This is a genomic window from Pedobacter hiemivivus, from assembly GCF_005144565.1.
Classification (GTDB): Bacteria; Bacteroidota; Bacteroidia; order Sphingobacteriales; family Sphingobacteriaceae; genus Pedobacter; species Pedobacter hiemivivus.
In genome coordinates this window covers 144,453-158,099 of record NZ_SWDX01000010.1, presented here as the reverse complement: position 1 = coordinate 158,099, position 13,647 = coordinate 144,453, and the positions used below count along the sequence as shown (strand labels likewise).

9 protein-coding genes are annotated in these 13,647 nt (G+C 39.9%); all 9 read right to left on the bottom strand.

Annotation, left to right across the window (positions count from 1 at the left end; genetic code table 11):
* Nucleotides 1-2: 2 nt before the first annotated feature.
* The 9 genes from FBD94_RS21605 to FBD94_RS21565 all read right to left on the bottom strand — a co-directional run bounded on the left by FBD94_RS21605 (nt 3) and on the right by FBD94_RS21565 (nt 13,635).
* Entirely contained in the window at nt 3-896 is an 894-nt protein-coding gene (locus FBD94_RS21605) for a DUF5017 domain-containing protein (RefSeq protein WP_136881745.1), read from the bottom strand.
* Nucleotides 897-906: 10 nt separating this feature from the next.
* On the bottom strand, nt 907-2,763 hold the full coding sequence (locus FBD94_RS21600; protein ID WP_136881744.1) for a RagB/SusD family nutrient uptake outer membrane protein: 1,857 nt from the start codon (nt 2,761-2,763) through the stop codon (nt 907-909).
* A gap of 17 nt (nt 2,764-2,780) precedes the next feature.
* Complete coding sequence (locus tag FBD94_RS21595) at nt 2,781-5,936, bottom strand: SusC/RagA family TonB-linked outer membrane protein (protein ID WP_136881743.1); 3,156 nt, start codon at nt 5,934-5,936, stop codon at nt 2,781-2,783.
* A gap of 219 nt (nt 5,937-6,155) precedes the next feature.
* Nucleotides 6,156-6,908: an SDR family NAD(P)-dependent oxidoreductase gene (locus tag FBD94_RS21590; protein ID WP_136881742.1), complete on the bottom strand. Its 753-nt coding sequence runs from the start codon at nt 6,906-6,908 to the stop codon at nt 6,156-6,158.
* Between the two features lie 11 nt (nt 6,909-6,919).
* On the bottom strand, nt 6,920-8,185 hold the full coding sequence (locus FBD94_RS21585) for an MFS transporter (RefSeq protein ID WP_136881741.1): 1,266 nt from the start codon (nt 8,183-8,185) through the stop codon (nt 6,920-6,922).
* A gap of 24 nt (nt 8,186-8,209) precedes the next feature.
* The gene (dgoD, locus tag FBD94_RS21580) at nt 8,210-9,376 is read right to left on the bottom strand and encodes a galactonate dehydratase (RefSeq protein ID WP_131608767.1); all 1,167 of its coding nucleotides are present in this window, start codon (nt 9,374-9,376) and stop codon (nt 8,210-8,212) included.
* 11 nt (nt 9,377-9,387) lie between these two features.
* Nucleotides 9,388-10,098 carry an MBL fold metallo-hydrolase gene (locus FBD94_RS21575; protein WP_136881740.1) on the bottom strand — a complete coding sequence of 237 codons (711 nt, stop codon included), beginning with the start codon at nt 10,096-10,098 and terminating at the stop codon, nt 9,388-9,390.
* A gap of 183 nt (nt 10,099-10,281) precedes the next feature.
* Nucleotides 10,282-10,965 carry a GntR family transcriptional regulator gene (locus FBD94_RS21570; protein WP_131608769.1) on the bottom strand — a complete coding sequence of 228 codons (684 nt, stop codon included), beginning with the start codon at nt 10,963-10,965 and terminating at the stop codon, nt 10,282-10,284.
* 126 nt (nt 10,966-11,091) lie between these two features.
* Nucleotides 11,092-13,635, bottom strand: a complete 2,544-nt coding sequence (locus tag FBD94_RS21565) for a zinc-dependent metalloprotease (protein ID WP_131608770.1) — start codon at nt 13,633-13,635, stop codon at nt 11,092-11,094.
* Between the last annotated feature and the right edge of the window lie 12 nt (nt 13,636-13,647).

Below are 13,647 nucleotides of genomic sequence, written 5' to 3'. Positions count from 1 at the left end.
TTTTATTGCGTTACAGTAATTTCAAATTCCCTGACCACTTTTTTATTGCCATCAATATTGTTATTAAACCCAACTAAAGTTACTTTATAAACACCTGGGTTTTTATACACATAACTATAATTGGTTAATCTGCGTCCCGCGAGATTCTGTATTGCTAATCCAAAATCAGCAACTTCCTTTGTTGCATTTAAATTTAAAGGTCCTGTAACCAGCCAATCTTCATTATCTGCTGAGTTTGCAGCCCCACCATTCATCCTCAATTCAGTTGCAGAAACCACCCATGCAGCAGTTGGATTTTTAAAGTTATAGGCCATCCATGGCCCCGTGGCTAATGAAACAAGGGGCAGGGTTGATTTGTCCGGAAACAAATTACTGATAGAAAAGGCGCGGACAACCCAGGTAGGCTGTGCAACTGTGGGTTTCATTACCGCATCATACTTAAATGCCAGTGCAAAAGGAGTATCGTCTGCAGCATATGTGCTCAGATCAATGATTCCAGATACTGTGCTGGTGGAATTGCCAGCCAGCGTTACCTGATCACTGATGTCCGTCCAGTTACTGGCCAATATGTTTTCTGAAGTCTTTCCAAGCAGATTCTTAGTAACCAGAACTTTAAGAGAATTGGCTTGTGCTGTTCCCGCAAGGGCTGTTGTAAACTGTAGCTGCGGAATTCCACGCTCTATCGTCACCACATCTTTATTTGCATACCTGAAGCCACGTTCCCCAGAATAGAAAACAATATTTTCTACATCGCCAGAAAAGTTAAACCTCAGCGTATCATCAACTTTATATTGAAACTTGCTCAGTTGAACTTCGAAGTCAGGTTGAACAACATCCATTTTTTTGCAGGAAACAAACAGTAGCACAGCAAAAAGCAGCATATATATACATTTCATAATTTGAAGATTAATATCCCGGGTTTTGTACTAATAAATTATTCAGCTGAATATCATGGATAGGAATGGGCATAAAAATATTCCTGGATGAAACCTTGGTAGCAGCTGTGGTAATATTCGTTGCCGTTCCGGCATTGCCATTTGCATAGGTCAGAAAAGCTTTCATATCTGCTACAAATTTCCCCCAACGAATCAGATCATTTCTTCTTAAACCTTCAAAACAAAGCTCCCTTGACCTTTCTTCCTTTATCGCATCAAGCAGTTTTGTTTTGCTGGAAATCTCTAATGTCGACAGGTCTGCATCGGTAGATTGGGTGATCGTGGCGGTAGCGGTAGCACCTGATCCACCACCTCCGGTAATCGTAATGGTGGGTGCAGTTGTATAATAAGGCCCTGAGGCAGTCAAAGTTCCGGGTGAAGTAATGATGATACCAGTAACAACCCCAGCTGAAATGGTAGCCTCGGCAGTAGCTCCACTGCCACCACCGCCAGTAATTGTTACTGTTGGCACGCTCGTATATCCTGTCCCCCCTTTAGTTACTGCAATGTGTTTTACTACATTTCCATACAATATACCGTATGCTCTTTTACGAACCATATTCACATACTGATAGGCATTAGCAGGCCCATTCACTTCGTTTTCAGCTTCAGCAAGCATCAGCAATACATCCGAATAACGGAGGAATGCGAAATTCTGGGAAGTGTAATTTTTGTCTTTTGGCTCCACAATCTCGTATTCCCTACGCCATTTCCCTGCATTCATGAGCCATGTATTTGTAACATTCGTCTTCACAGCGGTTGCTCCTGAGCCCCAGGTATAATTGGCACAATTCCAATCCCTTCTCCAGTCGAATGAGGCTTTGTTTGGTGTGGCAGTACTCAATGGGTTTAATTGATAAGAGTTGTACAATTTCCGGGTTGCATTTACCGATCCGGAGCTAAATCCTTTATTTGCATCATTGCAGGTAATTCCGCAAAACCTGCCTGTATAGGTATTTCCAAAATTAACCCCACCCGTATTGTTGCCCCAAAATTCCAGTTCCCACATGCTTTCCTTCACATCGTACTGCTCTTTTGCATATTTTAGGAATATATCTCTGTAATCCGGATTTAGTGCATGTTCAGGTGCATTCCCTGTCGGATGTACTACTTTATCCGCCCAAAACAAAGCATCTTTATATTTTTCTGTATCGTTTAAAGGAAAGCCCGCCATATAAAGATATACCCTCGCCAACATTCCCTGAACAGCTGTGCGGGTAACTTTACCACCCATACCCAATGCTGTAGCAGTCTGCGTTTGCAATAAGGATTCGGCATCAATCATATCCTTAGTGATTTGTGCATATACCTCCCGCATCGGGGTTCTCGCAATATTCACTTCAGTTACTGATGCTGTAGGCGTTAGGATCAGTGGAACATCTCCATAATTACTAACCAACATGAAATACTGAAAACCTCGCAGAAACAAGGCCTGCCCTTTGATTACGTTTTTTGCAGTCTGATCCATCTCCACATCATCAACCTTGGAAAGCAATAGATTGGCTCGCTGAATGCCCGTATAAAGGCCTTTCCAGAACAGTTCGTTCTTTGCATCCGCAGCATCGTACTGATAAGTAGTGGTTAACTCTACCGTCTTTCCATAAGATTCATCTGTATTGGTAGTAAACATATACAGGTAATTGTTTCCATATACCTCTATGGTGCCCAAAGCATTATAAACTCCATTGAGCGCACTTTGCAGCTGCTCTGGTGTTTTGTAAAAAGCTTTCGGATCAATAAAATCAGTAGGATTGGTGTCCAAAACTTTCTGACAGGAAGTAGTTATCGCTGCCAGTATGATGAGGTAAAAATATTTTAGCTGTTTCATACTTTTATAATTAAATTTTAGAGCGACACGTTTAATCCGAATATGAGTGTACTTGCACGTGGATAGGCAGAAAAATCGAATCCAGGTGTAAGTGCTGAGTTTCTAACAGAAACTTCGGGATCAGGTCCGGAATAGTTTGTCCAGGTAGCAATATTCTGAGCAGAAGCATAGATCCTTAAACTTTTAAAATTGGCCTTTTTGAATATTTTCGCTGGAAAGTTATACCCTAATGAAACTGTTTTTAATCTGAGGTATGAGCCATCTTCAACCACCCTGCTTGAGTAATAAAAAGGCCCCTGTCCACCTGTCCGGAACAAAGTATTGCTGGGGTTGTCAGGCTGCCATCTATCGGCATAACTAGCAAACTGATTTAAAAACCTCGACTGCTTTCCATTCCCCTCAAACAACAAACGGTTGGCATTGATGATGTCGTTTCCGTAAGACCATTGCAGGAACACGTTCAGGTCAAATCCTTTATAAGTAAAATTATTTGACAAGCCTCCTGTATGGATAGGAAGACCACGTCCGATTACGGTGAAATCTGATGCATTAACGTTTCCATCTCCATTGATATCTTTATATTTAATGTCGCCAGGCTGTACTGTAGGATTCCCATTTCTTGGGAGATTGGCTTTAAGCGTATAAACACCTGTAGGACTTTTATCAAAATCTTCATATTGGTAAACCCCGTCCCAAATAACACCATACAATTGTCCTACAGGTTGCCCAATTACAGCGATATAAGGAGAAAGGGCATTCCATTTCTGGTCAAAACTTACCGGACTGGTTATTGAAGTTTGGTTTTCAGCAAGCTCCAGTACTTTATTTTGATTGAAACTAATGTTAAAATTTGAGCTCCAACTAAATTCTTTACTTCTGATATTGATGGTATTCAGCGAAATTTCAAGACCTTGGTTTTGCATTTTGCCTATATTCTTAAAAGCATCTGACAATCCGGTCGTATAAGGCAATAAGGCCAATAGCAACAGATCATGGGTAGTTTTTCTATAAAGATCGACCGTTAAATTTACCCGCTGTTTAAATAGACTTAAATCATAACCAATATTAAGCTGCTTTGTGGTTTCCCATCTCAGCGTACCATTTCCAAAGGCCGTCAATATCGCCCCTTTTGAGGGAGAACCATTACCATAAGAATATCCGGCCGAATTGGGTTGGGTAATCTGATCCAGATATGGAAAGTCGCTAACGCGGTTATTACCAGTCTCCCCATAACTTAAACGTAATTTTGCGTCAGACACAAATTTCAATTTCTTCATAAAATCCTCAGCACTCATGCGCCATGATATTGCTCCCGAAGGGAAGTATCCCCAACGATGTCCAGGGGCAAATTTTGAAGATCCATCAGAACGGAAGGAAGTAGTAAAATAATATTTTGATTTATAATTGTAATTTAAACGTCCCAGATAAGATACCAGACCAGACCTTGAACTTAAGGAAGTACCGATCTGAGAAGGAGACTCATCCAGACCATCCAGTCCCAATGACTCGTTTGGAACATTGAGCGCATTGAAACCGGTTCTTGCCATTTTGATTCCTTGCACCGTATATCCCCCTAAAATGGTAAAATTATGTACTTTATTAAATACCTTTTTATAGGTAAGCGTATTTTCGTTCAATAAAATTGTGGTAGGATTATTATAAATTGATCCATTCACACCACTGGAATTGCGGTAATTACCTGCTTGTGTTGAAGAGTTACTAAATGTTTCATTTCTCAACATCGTATTGGTAATCCCACCTGTAACCCTTAAGGTAAGATCCGGTAAAATTTTATACTCGGCATAAGCATTGGCAATGAATGTTGTGTTTAGGCTCCTGCGAAGTTCATTTTTGGCAGAAATCACAGGATTAACCCGGTAATCAGCAATTACGTTGTAATCAAAACCAGGATCAAACAGTTCATCATCCAGGTTATTGTCATTGCCAGTTACTGGACGATAACCCCATACTGCATAAAGGAGATTGGTACTGGCCGACTGTGAGGAAGAAACATCTTTTACTATCGTCCCATTAGAAACACTATAGCTATAATTCACATTTGCGCCAATTTTCAGCTTCTGATTTACATTCTGATCCAAGGTAATACGGCCCTGGTAACGCTTGAAACCAGAATTCAAAATCACCCCATCTTGGTCGATGATGTTACCCGAAATCGAATATCGTGTTTTATCTGATCCTCCTCTTATGGAGATGTCATGGTTCTGCATAGGCGCAGTTCTATAAATCTGATCCTGGAAATTAAGCCCTTTTACATTTCGATAATCTTCCAGAGTTTTTCCATCTTTCAGATAAGCAAGAGCCGCAGCTGTCGGATCAAGCTCCAATTGATATCTAACAAATTCATAGGGGCTCATTAAATCGATGGTCTTCGTATTTTTCTGAACACCATAATAACCATTATAGGCAATTACAGGTTCGCCCGCCTTCCCTCTTTTGGTAGTAATGATAATTACCCCATTTGCCCCTCTTGCACCATATATAGCTGTCGCCGATGCATCTTTTAAAACGTCAATAGACTCAATATCGGCAGGACTTATAGAATTGCTATTCGCATCTTCCAAGGGAAAACCATCCACAACATATAAAGGAGAGTTATCCTGTGTGATAGAACCAGCGCCACGAATCACGATGTTGTTGGCTTGACCTGGCTGACCGTCAGTGCCTGAGACCAGAACACCGGCTACTCTGCCAGCAAGGGCTTCGTCAAATGATCTTACCGGGGCCTTTTCAAAATCGCTCATTTTTACCTGGCCAACTGAGCCCGTAAGGTCTTTTCGGGTAGTTGTGCCGTAGCCGATAACGACAATTTCATTCAATGCATTGTCAAGGGATTTAAGTGCAAGGGTGATGGTGTTCCTATTATTTAAAGGAATATCTCTGGACTGGTAGCCGACATATCTGAAGGATAATGTAGCATTTGCATTTGAAACAGTAAGTACAAATTTACCCTCAGCATCAGTCGAAGCTCCGGTTTTAGTACCCTTTTCAAATACAGTGACACCAAAGAGCGGTTCATTGTCATCAGACGTCACTTTACCTGAAATCTTCTTGCTTTGTGCATTACTTTGGGTTGATAGAGCCATTAACAATATCCAGGAAAACAATACCCTGAAAGTAACAACGCCGCAAAGCTTTAGGGGTTTAAGTAACATATTTATATTTGGTTAGTTGCAATAAAATCAATATCTGATCAACATTCTTAGAGCGCTATACAAACCTAATAAATTATATATTGTATACAATATATAATTGAATAAATAAGAATATTTTAATAAAATATAGATAAACAGATGAATTTATCAATATACGGTTCGATATCTTGTTATTTAAACAATACTATTAAATAACTAAAGCATTTCACATTCAAACTTTTAGCGAAAATATAGACCACCGTTAATGTCTATTGTGGCTCCTGTAATATAGTTACCGCCCTCTCCTGCCAAAAATGCAACCGCAAGTCCAATGTCACGAGGTTGTCCAATACCAAGTGGTACACCTTCGGCTATTTTAGCAACCCCATCAATGCCATGTGTTTTATTTAACAGATCAGTTTCAATAATCCCAGGGGCAATACAATTTACCCGTATCCCAAATGCTGCACCCGTCCGTGCTAATGTTTTGGTTAGTCCTAAAATTGCGCTTTTGCTGGCCGAATAATGTGCATGGCCATACAAAGCCCCCTGCTGTCCAACCACAGAGCTGATGTTAATGATTCTTCCATCTTTCTGTTCGCGCATCATTTCCATGGCATATTTCGAACATAAAAAACAACTGGTTAGGTTAGTTTCGAGAATATATGACCAATCCTCAGCTGTGATCTCAAAAATATCTTTTGCCTGCGATGTACCGGCATTATTAACCAATATATCCAATTGACCAGTTTGATCTTTTACAAAATTAAAAAGTTCTGCTACTTCATCTTTTACACTCACATCAGCAGCCTTAAAAAACACTTTTCCATTAAACCTTTTAAGGGCAGTAATGAGCTCCTGAAGTTCATCACTTTCCGCTCTGTCATTCAATATAATATTTACACCTTTTTCCGCAAGGGTTAAGGCTACGCCTCTACCTATTCCTCTTAATGATCCTGTTATTAATGCTGTCTTACCAATTAATTCGCTCATGACAATAAATTTTAATTAAAATTCTGATCTGGTAATGCTTTATGTACTTCCTTAAACAAGGTAAATCTTAAAGCAATAAAAATAAAAATGCTGCCCAATAAATAGGCAAAAGAAAGTGATGACAGGCCATCAGATAATCCCAAAGTAGGTTTTAAATACCCCAAAATCCAGGGTGCAAAAGCGCCAATTAAAAAAGCAAACATGATCATTGCCCCTGAAACCGAAGCTCTAATGCGAGCTGGAGTCACCAGGAACAAAGAGGCATAAATATTAGAATCATAAAGCCCTCTAAAAAAACCAAACAGTCCCATTCCTGTATATACCCAAAACAGATCATTTGCAGAACCCAACAAATAAATAAAAGGACAACCTAATAACAAGCCAAATGCTTGTGTTTTCAGTCTTGCACCAACATTAATCTTCGCAAATCGATCAGAAAAACGTCCGCCTAACAAAACGCCAAGAAAAGCAAACACATGATGGTAGAACATGGACGAGAATCCTGCATTTGCTAAAGAAAGGTTAAACTTCTCATGCAGAAAGGTTGGAGCCCAGGTTAAATATCCCACATTAACAAATACCATACAGGCAAATGCAAGGGTAAGCAGAATTGCTGTTTTTCTTTCAAACAATCCTTTTAAGCCATCAAATAGGGTTACTTTCTGAATCACCGCTGACACTTCTGGCAAAACAATTTTCTTAAACCTTAGCACAAGAATCCCAGAGAGCAGGATACCTATCCCGCCAAAAAAATAAAATGCAGTACTCCATCCAAAGCGCTCGGCGATCAATGCGCCAATCAAACCGCTCATAATGATTCCTGCATAAAGCGCAGTTTGATGAATAGCCATAGCTAGACCAGTTTTATCACCATATTTTTCTCCGATGAGGGCATTAGCTGCCGGGGCATAGAAAGATTCGCTGCTCCCCACAATACCTCTTAAAATAACAAGATGAAACAGTCCTGCACTGAGGCCAGTAAAAAAGGTAGCCGTACTCCATAATAACAGGCTAAAAATAATCACCTTCTTTTTACTAAAAACATCCCCTATATAACCACTTAAAGGAACGCACAACCCTATTGCCCAAATAAATACGGATGCGATCATCCCCAATTCGGCATCTGTTAGCTTCAAGTCTGCTTTAATATGGGGTAAGATCACATTAAAGATCTGACGGTCTGCCTGATTGAAGAAAAAAACCAACCATAACAGCACAATCAATTCCCAGTTAAAGGACTTGGTACTTAAGCTACTCTGAGCATTTCGTTTGAACATATCTGATGTTATTCTCTAGATGGATTACTTTACAAAATAGCCCTTTGCATTTTCAGGCCGTATTTCGGTCAGTTTTCCATTGTAATGTCTTAAATCTCTTGGCTCATAGTTATACTCCGCAATTGCCTCTTCATTGATATCTATTCCTAGTCCTGGTAAATCGTTAATTTGCATCATTCCATCCATAAATTCAACTTTTTCAGTACTTATTTTATTCCGGTAAGGCACATCACTGCTCATGGTTTCCAAGAAATGAAAATTAGGGGTAGAAGCTGCAATATGTAAGGTCGCAGCATTGGCTATCGGTCCGCTTGGATTGTGTGGACAAAGCGGGATATAATAACATTCTGCCATAGTCGCAATCTTTTTAAGTTCCGAGATACCACCTGCATGACTTACATCGGGCTGGATAAAATCTGCGCATTCCTGGTTTAGAAAACTTCTGTAATCCCATCTGCTGTACAATCGTTCTCCAGCGGCAATCGGAACTTTGGTTTTCCTTCTTAATTGCGCCAGTCCCTCCATATGATCAGGTGGAATTGGTTCCTCAAACCAAGTAATGTCAAAATCTTCAAGCGCATGCGCAACTCTTATAGCGGTTGGCATATTGAATCGACCATGTCCTTCAATTAAAATATCAATATCACTACCCACAGCATCGGTTACTGCGCCAATACAGGCTAAAGCGTATGAAAATTCCTTTTTACTCAGGTTCATATATGCTGAACCAAATGGATCCCATTTCAACCCCTTGAATCCAGTTTTAACGGCTTCCCTGGCTTTCTCTGCAAATTCCTCAGGTGTCTTTGCAGGCGCAAACCAACCATTTGCATAACATGGCACAGCATCTCTTACTTTTCCACCGAGTAACTGGTACACCGGAACACCTAAATCTTTTCCCTTAATATCCCACAAAGCCATATCTATGGCAGCAAGGGCGCTCATTAAAACCACGCCACCACGCCAATAAGCATCACGATAGCAATCATGCCATATCGCTTCTATATTATGTGGGTCTTTTCCTATTAAATATCGCTTAAGTTCATTTATAGCTTGTAAAACTGTCTGCTCCTTCATTTCTAGAGTCGCTTCCCCAACTCCGTAAAGACCAGAATCTGTAATAACTTTCACAAACACCCAATTTGTTCTGTAAGCATGACAAATAAAGGTCTTAATTTCAGTGATTTTCATAATGGTTGTGTTTATAATTCTATGCTGGTATCTATTCGCATTATTTTTGTGTTTAATCCCTGGGCGCTGCACAAAAAGGCAAAATATGAGGGATCAGCTGTATTCTCGGCAAACATTCCATAATGGTTAGGAATAACAATTTCAGAATTCAAGTCGAGTGAAAAACGTACAGCATCTTCGGCATTCATGTTGCCCAACTTTCCGTTGATACAGACAAAAAATAAGTCCAGTTTTGCTCCCGACATTTTGGTAATCAAACCGGCAAGCTCAGGTACATATTCTGTATCTCCCGAAAAATAAATAGTATGTTGTTTATCATTAATTAATAATCCCGTAGAAAAGGGATCAGAGTGAAAAGCCGGAGTAGCGGTAAGTTTTAATCCCCCTAATTCAAGGCTTTCGTATTGCTGGATTAAAACCATATTCCGACCATTAATTTTCAGCCGTTTTGCGTGTTCAATCACACTTATAGGGCCTATTATTTTACACATCGGATAAAGCTCCAGAATACTGAGGATAGTTTGTGGATCAAAATGATCCAGATGGTTATGTGTACAATAAATATAGTCAGAATGTAAATCTTCAATGGCCACAGGTACGGGAACCATTCGTTTCAATCCTTGGATCTCTTCTATTGAATTACTTAGATAAGGATCTATGACTAACCTAATGCCCGCAGCATCTAAAATATAGCCGCTCTGTCCTATCCATTTTATAATCATCTGATGGTTTAATTTTTGGTTAGTATGCCTATACGCTTTTAAATCATGCGTATTCGACAGCAATCCAAAATTATAACATTATATATTGTATACAATATATAATTGAATATTTAACAAATTAGGAAATAATCCCAAAAACTATTAATATTTTACTAATGAATAGGCGTGAAAAATAAAGAAATGCTATTTAAACTTATCGCTCATCTGAGCCAACAGATCTGCTTTAGCGTTTACACAGTGTATTGCTGCAGCAGCTTCCACGGCTGCAGGATTTCTGCTTTCCAAAGCATCGAGGATAGCTCTGTGCTCCTCTATAACTTCCGTTGTCCGCCGCGAACCAAAGCCATAAGTAAGGCGTAATGTATTAATCAGTTGCCAATGCTTTTCCAAAATTTGCAAACCTTCGCTGTTATTTGCCAGTTCATATATAGTCGAATGAAACCTTCTATTTAATTGCAAACAGGTAGTATAATCTTCTTTTGAAGCCGCAGCTTCATAACTTTTTTGGATTTGATTAAGTGATTTGAGATCTTTCTCCTTTAAATTTTCAATACACTTTACAGTGAGGTATACCTCAATTAACTGCCTGATCTCGTAGATACTTTCTAAAAACTGTCTGTCTACCTTTCTTACATGAGCCCCTTTATTTGGCTCAATAATCAACAAACCTTCACCCTGCAATTGTTGCAAAGCTTCCCGAATTGGCATTTGGCTTACTTTATACCGTTCAACCAACTCTGCTATTTTTAATCTTTCTCCTGAAATAAAATATCCCGAAAGAATATCTTCCCGAAGTTTTTCTCTTACCCTGGAATAAGTAGGATTTGCCAGTTCGCTTAAAGAATCAGATTGTAATTTGTCTTTCAATTTCGCAATTTTTTAAATAACCATCAAATATACAATATATATTGTATACAATCAGATAGCACCAAGGCATACAAAAAGGGCTATAGAATAATCTATAGCCCCGTTAGCCCAGAATCTTTTTTAGAATTAAGGTGTTGGTGTTACCAGAGTTTTTGGCACTAATCCTACATCAATCTTACGCACCATCTCCTGCAAATGGAGCTTGGTTAAACCAGTAGCAACAGGTATCGCTTTTTTGATGTCGGTCTTAAGACTTATTAAATGAGCACGCATGATACTCGCACCATCTGATTTAGTAACATCGGGATTCATGTAAATATTAATCCCCCCCAATTGATTGGTCATCACAATTTCGGTTGTGGCAACAAATGTTTTTATAGCATTGCTGATATAAATCTGCTGAAGATTTCTTCTATAAATATCGATCGGTTGGTGCTTGTAAAGCTCTCCCCAAACACCCATTTTCAGATCTTTAAGGTACTCCATTACGGTATAATTTTTAACCGGATCTGTCGCTTCCCTATTGATCATTTTCACAAAAATATCCGACCCCATCATACGCATCAACACGACATATTGAAGATTACCTATGGTATTCACAGGATTAGCACCTGTTACATCCGATATCTGTTTATTGATTAACCAGGTTGGTGTATTAAAAAACTGATCATTGATGAATTTCATGGCTTCTTTCTGTGTCGCATAAGGTACAGGGGCCAATAATCCGCCTGGCTGTTCCACACTTTTAAAGGTGGTGTAATTACCAGCAAAATTCCGGATCACATGGCCTAGATATAGGGTGTATTGTTTGATTACTTCCTTATACATTTCACCGGCCTTCTCATAACCTTCGTTCGGTTCACGGTTCCAGGTGATCAGATTCGGCACTACCCTTTTCAGATTTTTGATACCGTAAGCACTTGCTTTCATGGCATTATCTCCCATATCTTCACTTTGCGAGCGTGGATCTGTATACAAGTTTTCTCCACCAAAGAACAGGCGTTTATTGCTGCTTAAGCTGTCTATGATTAGTTTATTCAGGTAAGGAGTTTCATCTTCTGCAGTTTTAAATTCAGGCATCCAACGATAGCCAAACTGTATGGCCCATTTGTCGTAATCTCCTATTCTAGGAAAAATACCCTTCTCCGAAATACCATCTTCCGGTTGTGCCACATAATTAAACCTGGCATAATCCATAATAGATGGCGTATGTCCATGCGCTTCCACAAAAGCTTTGTCTCTCAGCTTTTCTACCGGGACAGTAGAGCTTGATCCAAAGTTATGTAACAGCCCCAAAGTATGTCCAACTTCGTGCGAGGAGACAAAACGGATCAATTCGCCCATTAACGCATCATCAAATTTAGGCTTACGAGCCCTTGCATCTAAAGGCCCCGCCTGTATCATGTACCAGTTTCTAAGCAACTGCATGATATTGTGATACCAATTGATATGGCTTTCTATAATCTCTCCACTGCGCGGATCATGAACATTAGGTCCACTGGCATTTGCCACTGAAGAAGGCTTATAAACGATGGCGCTATGTGTAGCATCGTCAATACTCCAACTCGGGTCGTTTGTTGGTGCAGGCAGCGCCACAATGGCATTTTTAAAACCTGCTTGTTCAAATGCTTTTTGCCAATCGTTTACTCCGGCAATTAAATAAGGCACCCATTTTTTAGGTGTTGCAGGATCAATATAATATACGATCGGTTTTTTAGGCTCGACCAATTCTCCACGCTTGTATTTTTCAATATCTTCATCTTTAGGCTCAAGGCGCCAGCGTACAATTACGGCCGACTGCTTTACCCCCTGAGCATCGCCATCAAAATCTGTATAGCCACGTGCAAAATAACCTACTCTAGCATCCGCATAACGGGCTTTCATAGGAACTTTTGGTAGCAATACCATAGAGCTATTCAGTTCATAGGTTACCGGGATGGTAGAGTTATTAGGCTGCCCACCAACAGGCCCCCTTGAATAAGTACGAACGGTGCGAACCTCTACATTCTTGGCAAAAGCACTTACTGAAGTAATATAAGATTTATCTGCCTGAATCCCCCCAACTCCTAAAAGTCCTTTGGTGGAAGCACTAAAGAAGAAAATCTCGTTTTCTGTATTCATAAAGTCAGTTATCTCTATAACCGAACTTTTAACACTACTGGAATCTCCTCCATATGCCTTAACCTGGAATGAAGCTACGATAGGCTGGATATTAGAATTCCGGACAGACTTGTATAATCCATTTGAAGTACTGTCGGCCGATCGTTCGTTAAAAGAATTGAGGCGTAGCAAGATGCGGTCATTAGGCCCTTTTTCAAAGCTTACCACATTTTCAGCAATACCATCACCTGCATATCCCATCATTTGTGGTCGTGGTCCTGCTGCAGATTTAGAGATCCTGTTTACCACAAGCATTTCCCTTCCCAGTATGGTATCAGGAATTTCAAAATAATACTTAAGACCGATCTGATGAACATTGATCATTCCAACAGAAGTTTTTGCTTTTGCTGTGATCACATCCTTATAGGCCTTTGGTGCACCGGGCACGCTGTCTGTTTTTTTTACCACTGCAACAGGTACTGGTGCAGATTTGGATGATTTCTTTTTCTGAGCAGTTGAGGCCATAGCAAAGGCCCCCAAAGCTAGAGTGAGTAGAATAGGTTTGAACATTTGTGTGTGTGT

Coding starts and splice junctions, on each gene's coding strand:
- FBD94_RS21605 (WP_136881745.1), bottom strand. CDS start 896: ATGAAATGTATATATATGCTGCTTTTTGCTGTGCTACTGTTTGTTTCC.
- FBD94_RS21600 (WP_136881744.1), bottom strand. CDS start 2,763: ATGAAACAGCTAAAATATTTTTACCTCATCATACTGGCAGCGATAACT.
- FBD94_RS21595 (WP_136881743.1), bottom strand. CDS start 5,936: ATGTTACTTAAACCCCTAAAGCTTTGCGGCGTTGTTACTTTCAGGGTA.
- FBD94_RS21590 (WP_136881742.1), bottom strand. CDS start 6,908: ATGAGCGAATTAATTGGTAAGACAGCATTAATAACAGGATCATTAAGA.
- FBD94_RS21585 (WP_136881741.1), bottom strand. CDS start 8,185: ATGTTCAAACGAAATGCTCAGAGTAGCTTAAGTACCAAGTCCTTTAAC.
- dgoD (WP_131608767.1), bottom strand. CDS start 9,376: ATGAAAATCACTGAAATTAAGACCTTTATTTGTCATGCTTACAGAACA.
- FBD94_RS21575 (WP_136881740.1), bottom strand. CDS start 10,098: ATGATTATAAAATGGATAGGACAGAGCGGCTATATTTTAGATGCTGCG.
- FBD94_RS21565 (WP_131608770.1), bottom strand. CDS start 13,635: ATGTTCAAACCTATTCTACTCACTCTAGCTTTGGGGGCCTTTGCTATG.